Source organism: Streptomyces sp. NPDC005281 (genome assembly GCF_040607495.1).
Classification (GTDB): domain Bacteria; phylum Actinomycetota; class Actinomycetes; order Streptomycetales; family Streptomycetaceae; genus Streptomyces.
This window is the reverse complement of record NZ_JBEXGX010000016.1, coordinates 205,837-225,947: the sequence shown is the minus strand read 5'-3', so window position 1 is coordinate 225,947 and position 20,111 is coordinate 205,837. Positions and strand designations below refer to the sequence as shown.

The 20,111-nt window shown below is 72.3% G+C and carries 22 protein-coding genes; 9 read left to right on the top strand and 13 right to left on the bottom strand.

Annotated features, from left to right (window positions below; all coding sequences use genetic code 11):
- The 4 genes from ABZV42_RS23500 to ABZV42_RS23485 form a co-directional block, all read right to left on the bottom strand.
- Window positions 1-226: ATP-binding cassette domain-containing protein (locus tag ABZV42_RS23500; protein WP_356053414.1), on the bottom strand; the 226-nt coding region annotated here is incomplete at its 3' end.
- A 42-nt stretch (window positions 227-268) separates the two neighbouring features.
- On the bottom strand, window positions 269-1,729 hold the full coding sequence (locus ABZV42_RS23495; protein ID WP_355975775.1) for an ABC transporter permease: 1,461 nt from the start codon (window positions 1,727-1,729) through the stop codon (window positions 269-271).
- A gap of 186 nt (window positions 1,730-1,915) precedes the next feature.
- Window positions 1,916-3,184: an Ig-like domain-containing protein gene (locus ABZV42_RS23490; RefSeq protein ID WP_356053412.1), complete on the bottom strand. Its 1,269-nt coding sequence runs from the start codon at window positions 3,182-3,184 to the stop codon at window positions 1,916-1,918.
- Window positions 3,185-3,414: 230 nt separating this feature from the next.
- Window positions 3,415-3,759 carry a hypothetical protein gene (locus ABZV42_RS23485; RefSeq protein ID WP_355975781.1) on the bottom strand — a complete coding sequence of 115 codons (345 nt, stop codon included), beginning with the start codon at window positions 3,757-3,759 and terminating at the stop codon, window positions 3,415-3,417.
- A 110-nt stretch (window positions 3,760-3,869) separates the two neighbouring features.
- On the opposite strand from ABZV42_RS23485, the gene ABZV42_RS23480 reads away from it, so the two are divergent.
- Both ABZV42_RS23480 and ABZV42_RS23475 read left to right on the top strand, forming a co-directional pair.
- On the top strand, window positions 3,870-4,205 hold the full coding sequence (locus tag ABZV42_RS23480; RefSeq protein ID WP_355975784.1) for a hypothetical protein: 336 nt from the start codon (window positions 3,870-3,872) through the stop codon (window positions 4,203-4,205).
- A 38-nt stretch (window positions 4,206-4,243) separates the two neighbouring features.
- Window positions 4,244-4,996, top strand: coding sequence for a DUF2625 family protein (locus tag ABZV42_RS23475; RefSeq protein ID WP_355975787.1), 753 nt, complete (start codon window positions 4,244-4,246; stop codon window positions 4,994-4,996).
- Window positions 4,997-5,098: 102 nt separating this feature from the next.
- On the opposite strand, the gene ABZV42_RS23470 is transcribed toward ABZV42_RS23475, so the two are convergent.
- From ABZV42_RS23470 to ABZV42_RS23445, 6 genes are all read right to left on the bottom strand, one after another.
- Window positions 5,099-6,865, bottom strand: coding sequence for a DEAD/DEAH box helicase (locus ABZV42_RS23470; RefSeq protein WP_355975790.1), 1,767 nt, complete (start codon window positions 6,863-6,865; stop codon window positions 5,099-5,101).
- A gap of 133 nt (window positions 6,866-6,998) precedes the next feature.
- On the bottom strand, window positions 6,999-7,202 hold the full coding sequence (locus ABZV42_RS23465) for a cold-shock protein (RefSeq protein WP_261702157.1): 204 nt from the start codon (window positions 7,200-7,202) through the stop codon (window positions 6,999-7,001).
- A 251-nt stretch (window positions 7,203-7,453) separates the two neighbouring features.
- Entirely contained in the window at window positions 7,454-8,992 is a 1,539-nt protein-coding gene (gene hutH, locus ABZV42_RS23460) for a histidine ammonia-lyase (protein ID WP_355976139.1), read from the bottom strand.
- Between the two features lie 213 nt (window positions 8,993-9,205).
- Entirely contained in the window at window positions 9,206-10,360 is a 1,155-nt protein-coding gene (locus tag ABZV42_RS23455) for a sensor domain-containing diguanylate cyclase (protein WP_355975793.1), read from the bottom strand.
- A gap of 84 nt (window positions 10,361-10,444) precedes the next feature.
- A complete protein-coding gene (locus ABZV42_RS23450) occupies window positions 10,445-11,272 on the bottom strand; it encodes an enoyl-CoA hydratase-related protein (protein WP_355975795.1) in 828 nt (275 codons plus the stop codon).
- A 184-nt stretch (window positions 11,273-11,456) separates the two neighbouring features.
- A complete protein-coding gene (locus ABZV42_RS23445; RefSeq protein ID WP_355975798.1) occupies window positions 11,457-11,891 on the bottom strand; it encodes a hypothetical protein in 435 nt (144 codons plus the stop codon).
- A 520-nt stretch (window positions 11,892-12,411) separates the two neighbouring features.
- Here ABZV42_RS23445 and ABZV42_RS23440 point away from each other — a divergent pair.
- Window positions 12,412-13,095 (top strand): hypothetical protein, encoded by a 684-nt coding sequence (locus ABZV42_RS23440; RefSeq protein WP_356053410.1) that lies wholly within the window; start codon window positions 12,412-12,414, stop codon window positions 13,093-13,095.
- A 10-nt stretch (window positions 13,096-13,105) separates the two neighbouring features.
- Here ABZV42_RS23440 and ABZV42_RS23435 read toward each other — a convergent pair whose 3' ends face one another.
- Window positions 13,106-14,188, bottom strand: coding sequence for an adenylate/guanylate cyclase domain-containing protein (locus ABZV42_RS23435; RefSeq protein ID WP_356053430.1), 1,083 nt, complete (start codon window positions 14,186-14,188; stop codon window positions 13,106-13,108).
- Window positions 14,189-14,714: 526 nt separating this feature from the next.
- Window positions 14,715-15,584 (bottom strand): biotin--[acetyl-CoA-carboxylase] ligase, encoded by an 870-nt coding sequence (locus tag ABZV42_RS23430; RefSeq protein WP_355975804.1) that lies wholly within the window; start codon window positions 15,582-15,584, stop codon window positions 14,715-14,717.
- A gap of 161 nt (window positions 15,585-15,745) precedes the next feature.
- Between ABZV42_RS23430 and ABZV42_RS23425 the strand changes: the two genes are divergently transcribed.
- The 4 genes from ABZV42_RS23425 (at window position 15,746) to ABZV42_RS23410 (ending at window position 18,519) form a co-directional block, all read left to right on the top strand.
- Complete coding sequence (locus ABZV42_RS23425) at window positions 15,746-17,338, top strand: acyl-CoA carboxylase subunit beta (RefSeq protein ID WP_356053408.1); 1,593 nt, start codon at window positions 15,746-15,748, stop codon at window positions 17,336-17,338.
- Between the two features lie 32 nt (window positions 17,339-17,370).
- Window positions 17,371-17,580 (top strand): acyl-CoA carboxylase epsilon subunit, encoded by a 210-nt coding sequence (locus ABZV42_RS23420; protein ID WP_355975810.1) that lies wholly within the window; start codon window positions 17,371-17,373, stop codon window positions 17,578-17,580.
- Between the two features lie 167 nt (window positions 17,581-17,747).
- On the top strand, window positions 17,748-17,924 hold the full coding sequence (locus ABZV42_RS23415) for a hypothetical protein (protein WP_356053406.1): 177 nt from the start codon (window positions 17,748-17,750) through the stop codon (window positions 17,922-17,924).
- 31 nt (window positions 17,925-17,955) lie between these two features.
- On the top strand, window positions 17,956-18,519 hold the full coding sequence (locus tag ABZV42_RS23410) for a hypothetical protein (protein ID WP_356053404.1): 564 nt from the start codon (window positions 17,956-17,958) through the stop codon (window positions 18,517-18,519).
- A gap of 83 nt (window positions 18,520-18,602) precedes the next feature.
- Here ABZV42_RS23410 and ABZV42_RS23405 read toward each other — a convergent pair whose 3' ends face one another.
- Complete coding sequence (locus ABZV42_RS23405; RefSeq protein ID WP_355975816.1) at window positions 18,603-18,752, bottom strand: hypothetical protein; 150 nt, start codon at window positions 18,750-18,752, stop codon at window positions 18,603-18,605.
- A gap of 347 nt (window positions 18,753-19,099) precedes the next feature.
- Between ABZV42_RS23405 and ABZV42_RS23400 the strand changes: the two genes are divergently transcribed.
- Window positions 19,100-19,228 (top strand): hypothetical protein, encoded by a 129-nt coding sequence (locus ABZV42_RS23400; protein ID WP_355975818.1) that lies wholly within the window; start codon window positions 19,100-19,102, stop codon window positions 19,226-19,228.
- A gap of 124 nt (window positions 19,229-19,352) precedes the next feature.
- Complete coding sequence (locus tag ABZV42_RS23395) at window positions 19,353-19,964, top strand: nucleoside triphosphate pyrophosphatase (protein WP_356053402.1); 612 nt, start codon at window positions 19,353-19,355, stop codon at window positions 19,962-19,964.
- The last annotated feature ends 147 nt before the right edge of the window (window positions 19,965-20,111 follow it).

Here is a 20,111-nt window from a genome sequence, read left to right as displayed (position 1 = left end):
TCGCCTCGGACAGCTTGGCCATGTCGGTGCCGTCGAGTTCGACGCTGCCCGCGGTGGGACGGTCGAGCCCGCCGAGCATCTGGAGCAGGGTGGACTTGCCGCCGCCGGTGGGACCCTGGATGACGAGCCGGTCGCCGTCGCCGATCGTCAGATCGATCCCGTCGAGTGCGTTGATCGTGTCCTTGCCCCGCGTATAGCGCTTGGTGACGCCTCTGAGTTCGTACATGGTGCTGACTCCTGGGATACGTGAGTACGTGAGGGGCGGGGCTTATTCGACGCGGCGCAGGGCGTCGGCGGGACGCAGCCTGGAGGCGCGCCAGCCGCCGAAGGCGCCCGCGATCAGACCGCCGGCCACGGCCAGGGCGACCGCGATGACGATCGTGTTGACGCTGACGGGCGCGGTGAGCGCGACGTCGAGGGCCTTGGAGGCGGTCTGCCGTCCGGGGCCGGCGAAACCGCCACCGCCGCCGAAGGGGCCACCGCCGCCACCGCCCGTGCTGCCCAGCTGTGCCTGGAGGTTGGGGCTGATCTCGGTGACGAGGTAGGCGCCCGCGAGACCGAGGGCGATGCCGAGGGCTCCACCGACCAGGCCGTTGACGATGGCCTCGCCGACCACCTGGCGGGTCACCCGGCTCGACTTCCAGCCGAGCGCCTTGAGGGTGCCGAACTCGCGCACGCGCCGGGAGACGGCGGAGGAGGTGAGCAGACCGGCGACCAGGAACGCGGCCACGAGCACCGCGATCGACAGCCACTTGCCCACGTTCGAGGCGAGGTTGGATGCCGTGGACAGCGAGCCGGAGACGGTGCTCGCGAGGTCCGCGGAGGTGGTGACCGTCGTACCCGAGATGTTCTTCTGGATGGTGCTCTTGACGCCCGAGATCTGCTGCGAGTCGGACGCCTTGACGTAGATCGTGGTGACCTTGTTCTTGGAGTCGCTGAGCGTCTGCGCCTGCTGGAGCGGCATGTACAGGTTGGCCGCCGCGTCACCGCTGTCCGGCGTCGCGATGCCGATGATCTTGTACTTGACGCCCTTGACGGTGACGGTGCCGCCGAGCTTGAGCTTCTTCTCCTTGGCGTACGACTTGTCCGCGACGACGACCTTGGCGTTCGTCTCGGAGGTCTTGAACGTACGGCCACTGGTGATCTTCGACGAAGTCAGCGGTCCCAGGGCGGGCTTGGTGACGTCGGTGCCGTAGACCGAGTAGTTGTTGACGTCGAAGGCCGCGCCGCCGCCCTTGACGGTGCCCTCGGGGGAGGGCTGGGCACCGCCCCGGCCGCCGCCCTGGTCACGGCTGTTGGGGTCCTGCTGGAACTGGCCCCGGGTGAACTGGCCGTTGACCCGGATGACTTGGAGGCTCAGTCCTCCGACGGCGTCCGCGACGCCCTTCTGGGAGTCCACCTTGGCGACGGTCGAGGAGGCCAGGGTCTGGAAGCCCTGGACCATGACGCGGTCGCTGCTCTGCTCCTTCTTGGAGCTGTTGTCGTTCGCGTCGAAGTTGAAGCGCGGGCGCTGGCTGGTGCTGGTCGCCGGCGCGGCGGCCTTGGTGACCGTCATGTCGGTCCCCAGCCCGTACAGCGACTGGAGGACCTTGCCCTGGGCTTTCTCCATGCCGGAGGACACGGAACTGACCACGATGACCAGGGCTATGCCCAGGGCGAGCCCGGAGGCGACGACGAGGGCCGCCTTTCTGCGGCGGCGCAGTTCGCGCCTCAGGTAGGTGAAGAACATGTGCCGCAAGCTAGTTACGGCGCGTGATGAAGGAATAAGGCCGAAATAAGAGAAGCATGAGAAGGCTGTGGCCGGGCCCAGAAACCCATGGGAGACGCCGATGCGGCGGTGGCCCGTGGGGGCCACCGCCGCATCGGTGTTCGTTCGCGCCTCGGCCTCAGTGGGCCGTCAGTCCGTGCCTCGGCCTCAGGCGGCCGAACCGGCCTTCCAGGCCGCCCAGTCCAGGTTCCAGCCGTTGAGGCCGTTGTCCGGGGCGACGGTCTTGTCGCCGGTGTTCTTGACCACCACGACGTCACCGACCAGCGAGTGGTCGAAGAACCACGCGGCGGGCGTGGCGGTGTCGTTGGCACCCTTGGTGTCGGAGAGGCCCACACAGCCGTGGCTGGTGTTGACGGAGCCGAAGATGGACTTCGCGCCCCAGTAGTTGCCGTGGATGAAGGTGCCGGAGTTCGACAGACGCATCGCGTGCGGCACGTCCTTGATGTCGTACTCGCCCTTGCCGTCGTCGTTCGTGAAACCGACCGTCGAGCCGTCCATGCGGGTCTGCTTGAACTTCTCGGAGATCACCATCTGACCCTGGTACGTGGTGTGGTCAGGAGCGCCCGCGGAGATCGGGATGGTCTTGACGACCTTGCCGTCCTGGGTGACCTGCATCGTCTTGGTCTTGGCGTCGACGACGGAGACCTGGTTGCGGCCGATCTTGAAGGTGACCGTCTTCTGCTGCACGCCGTAGACACCGCTCGCGCCCTGGACCCCGTCGAGGTTCAGCTTGAGGGTGACGGTGGAGCCGCCGGTCCAGTAGCTCTCGGGGCGGAAGTCCAGGCGGTTGGCGTTGAACCAGTGCCCGACGACCTCCTGGCCGCTGCTGGAGGAGACGGTGATCCCCTTCTGTACGGCGGCCTTGTCGGTGATCGCCTTGTCGAAGTTGATCGAGACCGGCATGCCGACACCGACGGTGGAGCCGTCCTCCGGCGTGAAGTTGCCGATGAAGCTGTTGGCCGGGGAAACGGTGGTGAACGACGCGTTCTCGTGGGCGGTGCGGCCCTCGGAGTCGGCGGCCTCGGCGGCGATCTTGTAAGTGGTGGCGCGCTCCAGCCGGTTGAGAGGCTTCCAGCTCTTCTTGTCCGCCGATATCTGACCGGCCACGTCGCCACCGGTCGCGGTCTTCATCGAGACGGACGTGAGCGAGCCCTTGGCGACCGTGACGGCGGTGCCGTTGTTGATCGAGGCGTTGTCGGAGCCGTCCTTGGGCGTGATCTTGATCTGGGCCTCGGACGTCTTCTTGGCCGCCGCCTCGTCGACCTTGGCCTGCGACGTGGGGTCGCCACCGCCCGAAGCGCCGGCCTTGCCTCCGCCTCCGCTGCACGCAGAGAGCACCAGCACCCCGCCGAGCAGTGCGGACGCGGTCATAAGACGCCTGCGCCGCTTACTGTTCGTCATCACACGCTTCTCCATCGTTGCCGATTCCCGAAAAGGACCACGGGAGTCCCGTAACTACACTCAACGTCGCAACCGGTTCGCCCCGTTCCACTTCACACGGAAGTGTGGCCCACGCCACGTTCACCGCGTCCGGGCGTACGGACCGGGGCGGTGCGGCGGGGATGGCGCGGAGGCTCCGGAGCGTCACCGGGGACAAGAAGCCCCGGACGGCGGTCACCGGCCGGGGTCGTGCTTCCCCGGACGCGTCAGCCGCGTACTTCTTCCTCGTCGTCCTCGTCAGCATCATCCTCGTCGATGTCCCAATCCGGCGAATCGGGGTCGTAGTCGATGGGCTCGCTGCTCCAGGAAGCCTGCGCGAGTTCGACTCCGGGCACCTCGCTGACCAGGTCGAACGGGTCGACGAGATAAGCCAGGGCTTCAGCCGTGTCTTCCGTCACTGCGCCCTCGGCGTGCGCCTTTTCATCGGCCGGCATGTCCGCGTCGTCGCCGATCCGGCCCAGCGCGGCCCGGGTGACCGCGCCGGCGTCGTCGATCGCCAGCACGAGTTCCACACGAAGCCGGACAAACTGTGAAGTCTCAGGGGTACTCATGGGAGGGAGCGTACGGCCCGTGGCATGCGCGACTTTCCCACGACCCGCGCCTTTCATTAGCATCGGCCCACACGGCCAATTCGCAAGCGCCACAAGGGGATCGATATTTCGTGTCCGCCGCACGTCGATCGTTGCTGACCGCCACCGCAGCGGGGACCCTCCTGGGTGCCCTGTGGTTCGTCCCGTCCGCCAACGCGTCCCAGGACGTACCCACACCGAGCTCGACTGCGCCGACGTCCGCGCCGACCGTCACCGCCACGACACGGATGTCCGCCGGATCGGACGACACCGGTCCACGCACACTCTCCGGCGACGACGGGACCCGGCTCGCGGACACCGGCGCCGTGGACACGACGCCCTATCTGGTCGGCGGCACGCTCTTCCTCGGTCTGGGCGCCGGATTCGTGACGTATTCCGTGCGCCGAGAGCGCATGATTGCCTACTGAGCGCATCGACCACGCGCCTGACAACTCACAGGGAAGCCATGCGAGAGCTGAGCGAGCTGACCGACGTCGAGGAACCCGCCTGGCCGCTGCTGTCCAAGGCGCTCGCCGCCAGCGGGGTGTCCATGGACGTTCCCCCGGTGGACACCGACCTGGGCCGCGCGAGTCTGCACCAGCTCCAGGTCACCGCTCGGTCCTGGCTGGGCGGGATGGTGCTCAACTGCGGCGGTGTGGTGCTGGACAGCGGATGGCTGCGGATCTACGGCAGTCCGGCCGAGGAACCTCCGACGGGGCTGCCGGGCGGGACGACGGACCTGCCCTCGCTGGCCGAGGTCAACGGATTTCCCGAGTACTTCGATCCGCACTGGCGCCCGCTGGACGGCGGGCTCGTCGTCGGACACGACGTGCTGGGCGGGGTGTTCGTCCTCAACGGCCCCGCTCCCGAGTCCGTTGGGCGTCCCGGTCACCCGGGTGAGGTCGTGTACTTCGCGCCGGACTCACTGAAGTGGGAGGCGCTCGAAGTGGGCCACGCGGCCTGGCTCCAGTGGCTCCTCGACGAGGGCACCGACAACTTCTACGACACCCTGCGCTGGCCCGGCTGGCGGGCCGAGTCCGGCGCCCTCACGGGCACGCAGGGGCTGTCCGTGGTGCCGTTCCTGTGGTCGGCGGAGGCGCGGCGCGACCTCATGTCGACCAGCCGTCGCGCGGTGCCACTTGCCGAACTGCTCGGCCTGCACCGGGACTTCGCCCTGAAACTGGACGGGGTGGACCCGGGGTTCCTCGGCGACGTCTGACCCTCGTACCCGGCGTGGGCCGTTCACGCGGCGGCCCCGTGTCCCGCAGGCGGATGCCTGCGGGACACGGGGCCGCGACGAAGACGAACGTGCCCGGTCGGGTCAGGCGGCCCTGCGGCCGCCACCGCCCTGGCCGCCGCTCTGACCACCGCGCTGCGGAGCACGACCGCGACCGCCGGAGCGAGGAGCACCCGAGCCGCCGGCGGCGTCCGTACGACGGCCCGCGCCGCCTCCGGACTCACCGCGACGGCTCGTGGCCGAGCCTCCCGCCTCCGAACGACGGCCCGCGCCGGCGTCCGTACGACGGCCCGCGGCTCCCCCGGTGCTCGCGCGGCGTCCGGTGGCCGTGCCACCGGTCCCGGCGCCCGAGCGCCCGGCGCGCTGTCCGCGGGCCTGGCCGTCGGACCCGGAGCCCGTGCGTCCGGCCGTGTCGCCGCCGGCGACCGCCGGGCGCCTGGCCCCGCCCCCGGTGGCACGCCGCGTCTTGCTCCGCGCCTTCGGCTGTTCGACGACGGGCTGCGGAACCTCGATGACGATCGGGACGCCGGAGGGCTCGCGGGCGCCGGTGAGGCGGGCGAGCTCCTCGTCGCTGGACTTGACGCGGGCGGTGCGCGGCGTGATGCCGGCGTCCGCCATCAGCCGCGTCATCTCACGCTTCTGCTCGGGCAGCACCAGGGTGACGACGCTGCCGGACTCACCGGCGCGGGCCGTACGGCCGCCGCGGTGGAGGTAGTCCTTGTGGTCGGTCGGCGGGTCGACGTTGACCACGAGGTCGAGGTCGTCGATGTGGATGCCGCGCGCCGCCACGTTGGTGGCGACGAGGGCGGTGACCTGACCGTTCTTGAACTGGTCGAGGGTGCGGTTGCGCTGCGGCTGGCTGCGCCCGCCGTGCAGGGCGGAGGCCCGGACACCGCTGGCGAGCAGCCGCTTGGTGAAGCGGTCGGCGCCGCGCTTGGTGTCGACGAAGAGGATCACCCGGCCGTCGCGGGCGGCGATGCGCGTGGCGACGGCCTTCTTGTCGGTCTCGTCGGCCACGTGCAGCACGTGGTGCTCCATGGTCGTCACCGCGCCCGCGGACGGGTCGACGGAGTGCACCACGGGGTCGGTGAGGAACATCTTGACCAGCCGGTCGATGTTCTTGTCGAGCGTGGCCGAGAAGAGCAGCCGCTGGCCGCCCGGCTCGACCTGCTTGAGCAGCGCGGTGACCTGCGGCATGAAGCCCATGTCGGCCATCTGGTCGGCCTCGTCGAGCACGGTGATCGCGACCTGGCCGAGGGCGCAGTCGCCCCGCTCGATGAGGTCCTTGAGCCGCCCGGGGGTGGCCACGAGCACCTCGGCACCGCGGCGCAGCGTGCCGGCCTGGCGCCCGATCGACATCCCGCCGACGGCCGTGACCACCCGCAGGTTGACGGCGGTGGCGTACGGCGTGAGCGCGTCGTCGACCTGCTGGGCGAGTTCACGCGTGGGGACGAGGATGAGCGCGAGCGGGTGGCGCGGCTCGGCGCGGCGGCCGGCGGTGCGGGCGAGGAGCGCGAGCCCGAAGGCGAGCGTCTTGCCGGAGCCGGTGCGTCCCCGGCCGAGCACGTCGCGCCCGGCGAGGGAGTTGGGCAGGGTGGCGCCCTGGATCGGGAACGGCTCGGTGACGCCCTGGGCGGCGAGGGTCTTCGTCAGGGCGGCCGGCATGTCCAGCGCGTCGAACGAGTCGACCGAGGGCAGCGCCGGTGTGATCGTCTCGGGCAGGGAGAACTCCTGCGGAGGGGCGACCTTGCGGGCGCCGGCGCTCCGGCCCGCGTTCCTCGCGGAGCTGCCGGTACGGTCGGCGCGTGTGTTCGCCGGCCGCTTACGGACGGGACGTTCGGATCGAGTCATGCTGGATTCGGGTTTCCTTCCTGGGCCCACGGACTGCACATACAGCGCTCACCGACTGCATGAGCTGTCACAGCGCTGAGCCGGGACCCGCACCCGAAGGCGCGGGACCCGGCTCTGGAAAAGCGCGTTCGAACTAGGCGGGGAGAATGTTCTCCGCCTGAAGGCCCTTCTGGCCCTGCGTGACCTCGAAGGACACCTTCTGGCCCTCGACGAGCTCACGGAAGCCGGAGCTGGCGATGTTCGAGTAGTGGGCGAAGACGTCCGGGCCGCCACCGTCCTGCTCGATGAAGCCGAAGCCCTTTTCCGAGTTGAACCACTTCACGGTGCCAGTAGCCATGTTGTTCTCCTGAACAGGTAGGGGCCCCATCCGGAGATGCACCGGGTAATGCCGGAGATGCCGGTAAAACAAAACGCGCCTGCGGAGGATTCCGATCAGGCGCACAAAGTAAATGGGTACCAAAAACGTATCAATGAGACAGTAGCACACGCCGGGGCGGGAGTGCGAGGCGGGGTGCGCGGTGGTACACGGGCCCGGACGTGCCGCTCGTACGAGGGCAGGAGCGCGCCCTGCCCTCGTACAAGGGGACCCTAGGCCAGCGGTCCGGTCACCGGCTCCACCGCGGCCACGACACCGCCCGCGCGCACGAACGCGTCCGCCGCCGCCAGGTCGGGGGCGAGGAAGCGGTCGGGGCCCGGACCCTGGACGCCGGCCGCGCGGACCGCGTCGATGACCGCCCGCGAGGCCGGGGCCGGTGTCAGACCTTCACGCAGCTCGATCGCGCGGGTGGCGGCGTACAGCTCGATCGCCACGATGCGGGTCAGGTTGTCCACGGAGGTGCGCAGCTTGCGCGCTGCCGACCAGCCCATGGAGACGTGGTCCTCCTGCATGGCGGAGGAGGGGATCGAGTCGGCGGACGCCGGTACGGCGAGCCGCTTCATCTCGCTGACCAGCGCGGCCTGCGTGTACTGGGCGATCATCAGGCCCGAGTCGACGCCGGCGTCGTCCGCGAGGAACGGCGGCAGGCCGTGCGAACGGTTCTTGTCGAGCAGCCGGTCGGTGCGGCGCTCGGCGATCGAGCCCAGGTCGGCGGCGGCGATGGCGAGGAAGTCGAGGACGTAGGCGACCGGGGCGCCGTGGAAGTTGCCGTTCGACTCGACGCGGCCGTCGGGCAGCACGACCGGGTTGTCGACGGCGGAGGCCAGTTCGCGCTCGGCGACCGTGCGGGCGTGCGCGAGGGTGTCGCGGCCGGCGCCGGCGACCTGCGGGGCGCAGCGCACGGAGTAGGCGTCCTGGACGCGCGGGGCGTCGTCCTGGTGGTGTCCGGTGAGCTCCGAACCCTTCAGCACGGCCAGCATGTTGGCGGCGCTGGCGCTCTGGCCGGGGTGCGGGCGGATGGCGTGCAGTTCGGGGGCGAGGACCTTGTCCGTGCCGAGGAGCGCCTCGAGGGAGAGCGCGGCGGAGACGTCGGCCGACTTGTAGAGCGTCTCCAGGTCGGCGAGGGCCATCACCAGCATGCCGAGCATGCCGTCGGTGCCGTTGAGAAGGGCGAGACCCTCCTTCTCGCGCAGCTCGACGGGGGTGATGCCGGCCTCGGCGAGCAACTCGCCCGCGGGCCGCACGACTCCGTCGGGGCCTTCGGCGTCGCCCTCGCCCATCAGGGTCAGGGCGCAATGGGACAACGGCGCCAGGTCGCCGGAGCAGCCGAGCGAGCCGTACTCGTGCACGACCGGGGTGATGCCCGCGTTCAGGATGTCCGCCATGGTCTGCGCGACCTCGGGCCGCACACCGGTGTGCCCGGAGCAGACGGTCTTGAGCCGCAGGAACATCAGCGCGCGGACGACCTCGCGCTCGACGTGCGGGCCCATGCCGGCGGCGTGCGAGCGGACGATGTTGCGCTGCAACTGGGCGCGCAGCTCCGGGCTGATGTGCCGGCTCGCCAGGGCGCCGAAGCCGGTGGAGACGCCGTACACGGGCTCCGGCTTCGCGGCCAGCGCGTCCACGATCGCGCGGGCCGCGGCGAGGGCCGCCACCGCCTCGTCGGAGAGCTCGATCCGGGCGCCTTCGCGCGCCACGGCGAGAACGTCGGACGCGGTCACTCCGGACGTCCCCACCACCACAGTGTGCATATCCATATTCAGGAGCGTACGCAGTGAATTCAATGATGTCACTAGTGGATGGCGGGTTGACCCCTTACTCCGGCGTACGTCACAGCGCCCGCCCACCCGGGCCGGGTCACGGACCGACCGGCCCTGCCACCGTCAGGCACGGGGCCGTCGGCGCCGCCATCAGGCACGGGGCCGGCGACGTCGCCGTCAGGCACGGGGCCGGTCATGGCGCCGTCACGTACGGGGCCGGTCCTGGCGTCCGCGGAATCTGCGGCGTTCGCCCGCCGTGGGCGAGGGCGCGTCCGCGAGCCGTACGACGAGATCGTCCGGGCCCTCGCGCCCGGCGACCACGGGCTTCGCGGCCCGTACGGCCTTCGCGCGGTACTGGGCCGCGTCCGCCAGCCGGAACAGCCGCCGCGCCGACCGTACGGGGCCGATCGGGTCCCCGGTCGAGGCGACCCCGCACGCCACTCCCTCCCCGAGCTCCAACTCGGCAGCGCGGCAGCAGAGTTCACCGGCGATACGGACCACGTCGTCCGCCGGCGGGCCCACCGCCAGCAGACAGAACTCGTCACCGCCCAGCCGCGCCGCGAGGGTGCCGGGGAGCATGGCCCCGCACAGCGAGAGCACCGACCCGAACCGTTCGAGGAGCCGGTCGCCCACGGCGTGCCCCAGGGTGTCGTTGACACGCTTGAGCCCGTTCAGGTCGCAGACGACGAGACTGACCACGGCACCCTTCTCCTTGTGCCGCTCGACCGCCTCGTCGAGCCGTACGTCCACGGCGCGGCGGTTGGCGAGCCCGGTCAGGGAGTCGGTGTAGGCGAGACGCCTGGCCTCCTCCAGTCGTTCGGTCTGGGCAATCCCGGCGGCGACGACGGAGGCGAGGACGGTCGCGAAGTCGGCGTCCTCCCGGCCGAAGACGGGGGCTCCGGCCGGGCGGGCCACATAGAGCTCGCCCCACGCCCGCCCGTGCAGCACGACCGGCGCGACGACGCAGCAGCCGCGGCCGCGTCTGCGCAGCGCGGCCACACGCTGGTGGCAGTACCCGGCGGGACCGGCCGCCGGGCCTTCGGCGGTCTCCACCCAGGCGTTGGGCTCGCCGCCGGCCGCCCAGCGCTCGTGCAGGAACTCGGCGATCTCGGGGAACTGGTGCACCGGATAGGCCTCCCCGTCGGGGAACTCGTCCTCGTCCGGGGCGCGGTCGCCCACGTTGGCCAGCACCCGCAGCCGGCCGAGTTCGCGCTCCCACACCGAGAGCGCGGCGAAGCTCCCGGCCAGCGCGTGACACGAGCCGAGCGCCGCGGCCCGCCAGGACTCCCGCGGGGTGTGCGCCGCCGCCATCCCCTGCGCCAGCGTCACCACGGCCCTCAGCCGACTGTCCTCACCCATCACCCCAGGCTAGGTATATTTGCCCATATTCGGGACATCGGTGGGGCGAACAGGGGTACAGACGTACGGCCCCGGTCCCGCGGGCTACTCCCCCGGCCACTCCGGCTTGCGCTTCTCATTGAAGGCGGCGACGCCTTCCGCCCGGTCGCCGGAGAAGGCGACGGACCGCCAGGCCGCGTCCTCGACCTCCAGGCCGGCGCGCAGGTCGAGTCCGTGACCGAGGCGCAGCGCACGCTTGGCGGCCCGCAGCCCGACCGGGGAGTTCGCGGCGATTCGGGCGGCCAGGCCTAGTGCCTGCGCCCTGTCCTGTCCGGCCTCCACCAGTTCGTCCACCAGTCCCAACTCCCGCGCCTCGGCGGCCTCCAGACGCCGTGCCGAGAAGATGAGCTCGGCGGCGCGCGCGGCACCCACCCGGCGCGGCAGCAGTTGCGTACCACCCCCTCCGGGGATCACGCCGACGGACACCTCGGGCAGCCCGACGACCGCCGTACGGTCGGCCACGATCAGGTCGCAGGACAGCGCCAGCTCGAAGCCGCCGCCCAGCGCGAAGCCGTGAACGGCGGCGACGGTCGGCATCGGCAGCTCCAGGACGCCGGTGTACGCGGCCCGCGCGAAGGGGCGCTGCCGTACGAGTTCGGCGTCGGTGAAGGAGTTGCGCTCCTTCAGGTCGGCGCCGACGCAGAAGGCACGCTCGTGGGTGGAGGTCAGCACGACGACGCGTACGTCCCGGTCGGCGGCGAGGGCGTCACAGGCGCCGGCGATCGACCGTGCCATGTCCGTGGACACGGCGTTCATGGCCTTGGGCCGGTCGAGGACGAGCTCGGCGACGTGCCCGTGCCGCCGTACGGCCACGAACTCCCCGAACCTCCGCTCGGCCGGCTCCGTCGGCTGGTCCGCCTCGTGCTCCGCCATGACACCCTCCCGGTTAACGCGGGTTAACAATCGATGACCCGATCATCGCAGCCCGGGCCGTCCGGCGAAACCCGCGCCCTCGGGCCATACCTCCTCGTTCGAGTGACTTGGCGCCCAAATTCGTTTCTGCGCCCTCTGACCGTGCATAACCTGCGCACCGCCGCAGCGCATCAGGGACACCGGCTCACCGGGGAGGGACGACCATGACGAACCGCGAGACACCGCAGGCCGCGGGCACCCGGCCGGGGCCGCGACCAGCACTCACGCGACCGCCGGCCCAGAGGGCGGCCTCCGAGGCCACCGCGGACGCCTGGCCCGGCCGACGGCCCGACCCCTCGGCGGCCGGGGCCGCGCCTGCGGACGACCGGTGGATCCGGGTCACGCCGCTCAACCGGGCGATGTCCGCCCCGGCGCCGCGGAGCGCCACCGCGCGGGAGACCCAGGACGCGCCCGCCGTGACGACGTCCGCCATCGGGACGGGCGCCGTCCGGGAGACCGTCAGGAGGCCGGGTCCGGCCGCCGCCGGCTCGACCCGCGTCCAGGCCCCGCAGCCCGCGGCTCCCGGAGCCACGACGAGGCCCGGTTCCGAACCGGCCGCCACGGACAAGGCCGGGACCACGCCGGAAAGGGCCGCGAAGGCCTGGGCCCCCGCACCCGGGACGGACGCCCCGGGTCAGGCACGCGGGGTCGCAGCCGCGGCGGACCCTCACAGGGCGGAAGCCGGGGCACGCGAGACCCGTAGCACCCAGGGGACAGGAGCCGGGGCGCGGACACGCCAAGCCGCAACCGCGGCGGGCGCTCACACCGCGGGCGCCGGGGCACCCGAGGCCCGTAGCACCTGGGGAACGGGAGCCGGGCCGCGGACACGCGAAGCCACGGCACTGGCGGGCGCTCACACTGCGGACCCCGGGGCAGCCGAGGCCCGTAGCACCCAGGGAACGGGAGCCGGGCTGCGGGAACGCGCCGCTGCCGCGACCGGCGCTCACACCGCGGGCGCCGGGGCACCCGAGGCCCGTAGCAGCCAAGCGGCGGAAGCCGGGGCGCGGGGACGTGAGGGCGCTGACGTGGTGGGTGGGCAGGAGGCGGCGGGCGTTGCCGGGCGGGGGCGAGGGATCGTTCCGGCAGCGCGGGCGGGTGGCGTGCGCGGCACCGCGTACGCGCCCGGTGGCGACGAGCCCGGTGATGACGAGCTCGGTGGCGCTGAGCCCGATGGCGATGAGCCCGCGCCCGTCCGGCTCGGTACCGTCCGGGGCCGGCACCGCAAGCCCCGCCGGCGCCGGGCGCTCTTCGCCGTAGGAGGGCTCGCGCTCGCCGCGGGAGTGCTGAGCCTCGCCCGGATGACACCGGACGCGGTGACCGGGGGCACGGCCGGCGGCAACGCGGAGGCCGAGCCGGTCGCGACGGCCACGGACAACGACACGGCGGGCGACGCCGTCCCCGCCGTCGCGGCCATGCCCTCGCCCACGGGCGCCGGAGCCGCACCGGCGAGCCCCGCGATGGGCGGCACGAGCCCGGCACCCACCTCGGACACGGGCCGGATCCCGGCGCCGGACCCGACATCGGCGGCCGCGGTCCCGGCGGCTCGCGGCGAGGACCCCGTCGCACCGGCACCGGGCAGCACCGGCATCCCCACAGCCCCCGTGACGACAGCACCGGCCGCCCGGCCGACGCCGACGGCCACCCCGACAGCGGAGGTTCCCCCGCACAGCGCGTCCCCGGCCCCGACCACTCCGGCGCCGTCCCACCGGCCGCCGGACGTGTGCGTACCGATCGTCGGAATCTGCGTCAACGGGCTGCTGTCACCCGGCCAGGACAAGCAGTGACCGGAGGGTCCTACGTCTCGTCGGCGCGGCGGGCCAACAGCCACGGCTCGATGACGCCGAGACCACGCACGGGCCGCTGCCACATCGGCTGGAGCGCGAAGCGGTACGAGGGGGGTTCCTCGCCCTCCTTCTCCGCGGCCGCCGCGGCCTCGGCCGCCTCCGCCTCGGAGGCGGGCGCGTCACCGGTGCGGGTCAGCTCCTCGGCGAAGGCGCCGTCGACGAGAACGGCGTCGCGCGGCGCTATCGACGTGAGCCGGCTCGCCAGGTTCACGGTCGTGCCGAACACGTCGCCCATCCGGGTCGTCACCGTGCCGAAGGCGATGCCGACGCGCAGCTCCGGCATCGTCTCGTCGTTGGCCATCGTCTCGATGAGCCGCAGCGCGATCTCGGCGGCGACACCGGCGTCGTCCGCGGAGTAGAGCACCTCGTCGCCGAGGGTCTTGATGAGCCGGCCCCCGTGGGCCGCCACCAGGTCCGCCGCGGTGGTCTCGAAGGCCTCGACGAGTTCGCCGAGTTCCTCCTCCTCCATGCGGCGCGTCAGCCGGGTGAAGCCGACCAGGTCGGCGAAGCCGACGGCGAGACGCCGGTCGACCATCTCCTCGTCGTCGGCCGCCTGTACGACCCGGCCGGTGGCCGCGGCGAGCTGGCGGCGCCAGACGTAGACGAGGAACTCCTCCAGCTCGGGCAGGAGCAGCTCCATCAGGGGGTACGTCACCTCGGTGCGCGTCATCCCCGGTTCCGGGGGCTCGGTCAGGCCCTCCAGAAAGGAATCGATCTGCCATTCGGCCAGACGGGCGGTGGTCTGCCCGGTGGACCTGGCGACCTGGACGGCCATGGCCTCGCTCAGCAGGCCCGCCTCGACGAGACCGGCGAGGCGGCGCAGGGCGAGCACGTCCGCCTCGGTGAGCGCCTTGGCCTGGCCGATGTCCGCGAAGCCCATCGCCCGCCAGAAGCGGGAGGCCAGCTCCATGGAGACGCCGGCACTGCGCGCCGCCTGGAACGGGGTGTAGCGGCGCTCCGCGCCGAGGATCAGCCCCTCGAGGCGCAGCGCCAGCGGGTCCTCACCTGAGTCCGGCTCGGCCTGGAGGTCCACCCGGCCGTTCGCCTCGTGCCGGGCGTCGGGTCGTACCTCGGGCCGGGCGTCAGGCCGTGCCTCGGGCCGGACGTCCGGCCGTGCGTCGCCGCCGTCGGTGCCGTGGTCCGCGGCCCTGCGGGTGTCGCTGCCCGCGTCGACGCGGTCGCCCCCGGAGGGGCCGCCTCCCGCTTCCGGGCGGGCTTCCGAGCCGTCTTCCGGGCGGTGGTTCGAGCGGTCCTGCGGGCGGGTGCCGGTCCCGGCGTCGGGGCGGGCGTCCTGCCGGGTCTCGCCGTCCGCGGAGGCCCGTGCGCGGGTCGCGTCCGTGACCGGCCCGGCGGTACGGCCGGGCTCGCCGCCGGGGGCGGGATGGGCACCCGTGCCGGAGCCGGTGTCGTCGACGGTCACTCCTGCTGCCCTTCCGATCTGCCGTGGTCAGGTTCGACCGCGCTCAACTCTACGGCAGGTGTGCGCTGGCTCACTCCCGATGGCGGGAGCGAGGCCGGGGACGGTGCCGAAGGTCTGGACCACTCATGTCCGCGCCGCCTCACGCGGGACGCAGATGCACCACGTCCCCCGCCCCCACCGGCTCCTGGACGCCGTCCGCCGTCGCGATGACGAGACGTCCGTCCCCGTCCAGGGCCACCGCCTCCCCGACGACCGACCGGCCCCCGGGCAGCTCGGCCCGCACCGTGCGGCCGAGCGTCGCGCAGTCGGCCGCGTACGCCTCCTGGAGCCCGGAGGCGACGGGGTCGCCGCCCGCGTCCCGCCACCGCCCGTACCACTGCTCGAGGGAACGCAGGACGGCCCGCAGCACGGTGTCCCGGTCCGTGGTGGTCGCACCCGCGAGCGCCAGCGATCCGGCGCCCGGCACGGGCAGTTCCTCGGCGCGCAGCGAGACGTTGATGCCGATGCCGACCACGACCGCGTCGGAGCCCGCGCGCTCGGCGAGGATGCCGCCGGCCTTGCGTTCCTCGCCGTCCACGGTGACCAGCAGGTCGTTGGGCCACTTGAGTGCCGTGTCGACGCCCGCGGAGCGCGAGAGCGCCGTCGCGACGGCGACGCCGGTGAGCAGCGGCAGCCAGCCCCAGCGTTCGACGGGGACCGGGCCGGGCTTGAGCACCACCGAGAAGAAGAGGCCGGAGCGGGCCGGAGCGGTCCACCGGCGGTCCAGCCGGCCGCGCCCGGCGTTCTGTTCCTCGGCGACGAGGACCGCGCCCTCGTCGGCCCCCTTCTCTCCGGTGACGACGGCGGCCAGGTCGGTGTTGGTCGACCCGGTCCGTTCCACCACCTCCACGTCGCGCCACAGGCCGCCGTCGCGGACCAGCGCCCTGCGCAGTGCGGCCCCGTTCAGTGGCGGGCGGTCCAGGTCGGACCACCGGTTGTCGTTCGCGTCTGCTGCATCTCGCGGCGTCATGCAACCCAGCCTAGGTGTGGTAAACGCCGCACTGCCGAACGGTAGGCACGCCACTACGCTACGGATGAGTAGCAAGCCCCCCTTCTGAGCACCGCTCTGAGCCCGCGTTCACGCGCAGTCACCCTCACATCCCCTTAGATCAGGCAGGGAGCCGCAACCCGATGTCCGAGCCGGAAGAGCTGCACCACCCCGACATCCACACCACCGCGGGCAAGCTCGCGGATCTGCAGCGCCGCATCCAGGAAGCGACGCACGCCGGCTCGGAGCGCGCCGTCGAAAAGCAGCACGCCAAGGGCAAGTTGACGGCTCGTGAGCGCATCGAACTGTTGATGGACGACGCTTCCTTCGTCGAGTTCGACGAGTTCGCGCGGCACCGCTCGACCGACTTCGGTCTGGAGAAGAACCGCCCGTACGGCGACGGTGTGGTCACCGGCTACGGCACGGTCGACGGCCGCCCGGTCGCCGTGTTCTCCCAGGACTTCACCGTTTTCGGCGGGGCTCTCGGCGAGGTCTTCGGTCAGAAGATCATGAAGGTGATGGACTTCGCGCTGAAGACCGGCTGCCCGGTCATCGGCATCAACGACTCGGGCGGCGCCCGGATCCAGGAGGGCGTGAGCGCTCTCGGCATGTACGGCGAGATCTTCCGCCGCAACACGCACGCGTCGGGCGTCATCCCGCAGATCAGCCTGGTCGTCGGTCCGTGCGCGGGCGGCGCGGTGTACTCCCCCGCCATCACCGACTTCACGGTGATGGTCGATCAGACCTCGCACATGTTCATCACCGGTCCCGACGTCATCAAGACGGTGACCGGCGAGGACGTCGGCTTCGAGGAGCTGGGCGGCGCCCGTACGCACAACGCCGTGTCGGGCGTGGCCCATCACATGGCGGGCGACGAGAAGGACGCCATCGAGTACGTCAAGCAGCTGCTGTCGTACCTGCCGTCCAACAACCTCAGCGAGCCCCCGGTGTTCCCGGAGGAGGCGGACCTCTCCCTCACGGACGAGGACCGCGAGCTGGACACGATCGTGCCGGACAGCGCGAACCAGCCGTACGACATGCACACGGTGATCGAACACGTCCTGGACGACGCCGAGTTCTTCGAGACGCAGGCGCTGTTCGCGCCGAACATCCTCACCGGCTTCGGCCGGGTCGAGGGGCACCCGGTCGGCATCGTCGCCAACCAGCCGATGCAGTTCGCCGGCTGTCTGGACATCGACGCGAGCGAGAAGGCCGCGCGGTTCGTGCGGACCTGCGACGCGTTCAACGTGCCCGTCCTGACCTTCGTGGACGTGCCCGGCTTCCTCCCGGGCGTCGACCAGGAGTACGGCGGCATCATCCGGCGCGGCGCCAAGCTGATCTACGCGTACGCCGAGGCGACCGTCCCGCTGATCACGATCATCACGCGCAAGGCCTTCGGCGGCGCGTACGACGTCATGGGCTCCAAGCACCTGGGCGCCGACCTCAACCTCGCCTGGCCCACCGCGCAGATCGCGGTCATGGGCGCGCAGGGCGCGGTGAACATCCTGCACCGCCGCACCATCGCCGCGGCCGAGGACCAGGACGCGACCCGGGCCCGGCTGATCCAGGAGTACGAGGACGCGCTGCTGAACCCGTACACGGCGGCCGAGCGCGGTTACATCGACGGCGTGATCATGCCCTCGCAGACCCGTTCCCACGTCGTACGCGGCCTGCGTCAACTGCACACGAAGCGGGCGTCGCTGCCTCCGAAGAAGCACGGCAACATCCCGCTCTAGAACCCCCGCAGACCCGGATCCTGGGAGCAGACATGACGATCAAGGTCGTACGGGGCAATCCGACCCCCGAGGAGCTGGCCGCCGCACTGGCGGTGGTCCGCGCACGCGCCGCGGCGGTGGCGGACGCCCCGTCCGGCGCGTCCGGGCCGCGTGACTCCTGGTCCGACCCCGCCCGCGTCGCCGCGCACCGGCTCCCGCAGCCGGGCCCGACGTCGTGGGGCCGCAGCTACTGGCCGGGCTAGACCCGCGGCCGGACGCGAACACCGACACCCTTGATCCCCCTGTGGACCCTGTCCCCGGGGGGATCTTGGCTTTCCTGAACAACTACCCCCGCCCCAAGGCCGGTTGAGGCGTCTGAATCCAATGGGCTCGGCGAACGGCGCTGCCCGGCAAGGCCGCAAGGGGTGCCATGACGGCGTTCGGACTGCTCGGTCCGCTGGTGGTGCACGACGGGACGCGGGAACTACCGGTGGGAGGGCCCAAGGTCCGCGTCGTGCTGGCCGCGCTGCTGCTCCAGGCGGGCCGTACGGTGTCGAAGGACTCCGTCGTCGAGGCGCTGTGGGGGCCGGGAGCGCGAGCCCCGTGAGCTGCTGACCCGTTTCCTGTCGGATCTCGGGGTGGCCCCGGAATCGCTGCCCGACGACACCGACGACCGCGCCGCGCTGTTCCGCACGGTCACGGCCGAACGCCGGATGCTGCTGGTGCTCGATAACGTACGGGCCGCCGCCCAGGTCACCCCGCTGCTGCCGGGCAGCGGCAGCAGCGCCGTGCCGGTCACGAGCCGCCACGTTCTCGCGGACCTGCCCGACGCCGCGTTCGTCCCGCTGTCTCCCCTCGGCCGCTCCGACCAGCAGGCGCTCCTGAGCGCGCTGTGCGGCACCCGGCGGGTGCTGGAGGAGCCGGCCGCGGCCGCCGCGCTCCTGGACCGCTGTGGAGGGCTGCCGCCGGCCCTGTGGGCGTCGGCGGCAGGCCGGCCTCGCGGCGGACGTGGCCGCTCTCCCTGGTCACGGGACGGCCGGCCTCCGGCTCGGACCGGCTGCGGGAACCGAGCGTGGGCGCCCTGGACGTCCACGCGACCCTCGCCATGGGCTACGTCGCCATGCGGGACGGCGAAGGAACCGGCGAGCGGGCCGCCGCCCGCGCCTTCCGGCTGCTGGGCCTGTGGCCCGGGCACGAGCTGACCCCGCGGTCGGCGGCCGCGTTGCTCGGCCTCCCCACGCCCGAGGCCGCCCGGCCGCTTGGCCACATGGCCGACGCCGCCCTCCTACGGAATCCGGCGCCCGAGCGGTACGGCTTCCACGATCTGCTCGGCGAGTACGCCGCCGAGCGGGCCCGCGCGGAGGTGAGCGCGCGGGACCGGACGGGCGAGTGCGACGCGTGTCTGCGGGCCGCCCCGGACACCGCCGTGAAGCACGGCGACACCGTGGGACAGGCCGGCTGTCCCGCCACACCGCCGTCGCGCACGGCACGGCCCACCGCGACGAAGCGCGCCTGGACCGCTCACGGACACACGCGCTGCCCCGGCGCGCCCAGGAGGGCCTCGAGGCGCCTCGAAGGCCGTCGCGGCCGTCGCTGCCCTGGATGGGGTCCTGGACGGGGCCCTGGACGGAGCCCGTTGATCCGTCCCGGGACGGCCGCTCCCCCGGGCACGGCGGGGCGGCGCACGACAGGGACGGCACCGGGGCCGTTTTCACAGGATGCCCGCAAGTTGAGTACGCGTACTCAGGCGTCCGGCCGCCCCGTCGTCGCACGATCGGGAGCATGCTGTGGTCCGACCCCGAGAACGAACCCCCCGAGGATCTCCGCGACATGCAGGACATGTTGCGACGCCTGGGCGTTCTCCTGGCGGTGGCCATGGTGATCGCGATGACCCTGGTGAGCATCCGCTGATCCGGCCCGGGCGCCCGGTGTCCGGCCGGTTCGGTCCGCGACCTGCGCCCCTGGCGGCCTCCGCACCCGCGGCTCGGGAACAACAGCCGAGGCAAGGGCCGATCGACGCCGATACCCTGATCGCATGACCGATCAGCCGCGCCGCCGTCTCGTCCTCGCCTCGCAGTCCCCCGCCCGGCTCAATCTGCTGCGGCAGGCCGGGCTCGCCCCCGAGGTGATCGTGAGCGGGGTCGACGAGGACGCCGTCTCCGCACCCACTCCCGCCGAACTCGCCCTCGCGCTGGCCGAGGCGAAGACCTCCGTCGTGGCGGCACGGCCCGAGGTACAGGGCGCGCTGGTGATCGGCTGCGACTCCGTGCTCGACCTGGACGGCCAGGCACTCGGCAAGCCCGCGGACGCCGAGGAGGCCACCGCGCGCTGGAAGGCGATGCGCGGCCGTGCGGGCACCCTCCAGACGGGCCACTGCGTCTGGGACACGGCGCAGAAGCGGTGGGAGTCCGCGATCGCCTCGACCGTGGTCCGCTTCGGCGAGCCGACCGACGCGGAGATCGCCGCGTACGTCGCCTCGGGCGAACCCCTGCATGTGGCCGGCGCGTTCACCCTGGACGGCCGCTCCGCCCCGTTCATCGAGGGCATCGACGGCGACCACGGCAACGTCATCGGCATCTCGCTGCCGCTGGTGCGCAGGCTGCTGACCGAACTGGGCGTCGGCATCACGGAGTTGTGGACGCCGTAGAGCCCCGAGGACCACGGACGGGCGCGCGCGGTCAGGCCGCGCGTCGCCCGCCCACTCCAGAAACGTCCGTACGACGGAGGGCGGTTGCGGACCGGCCGGTTGCGGACCGGCCCTCACCCGCCCGAACAGGCGGGCGCACGAACAAGC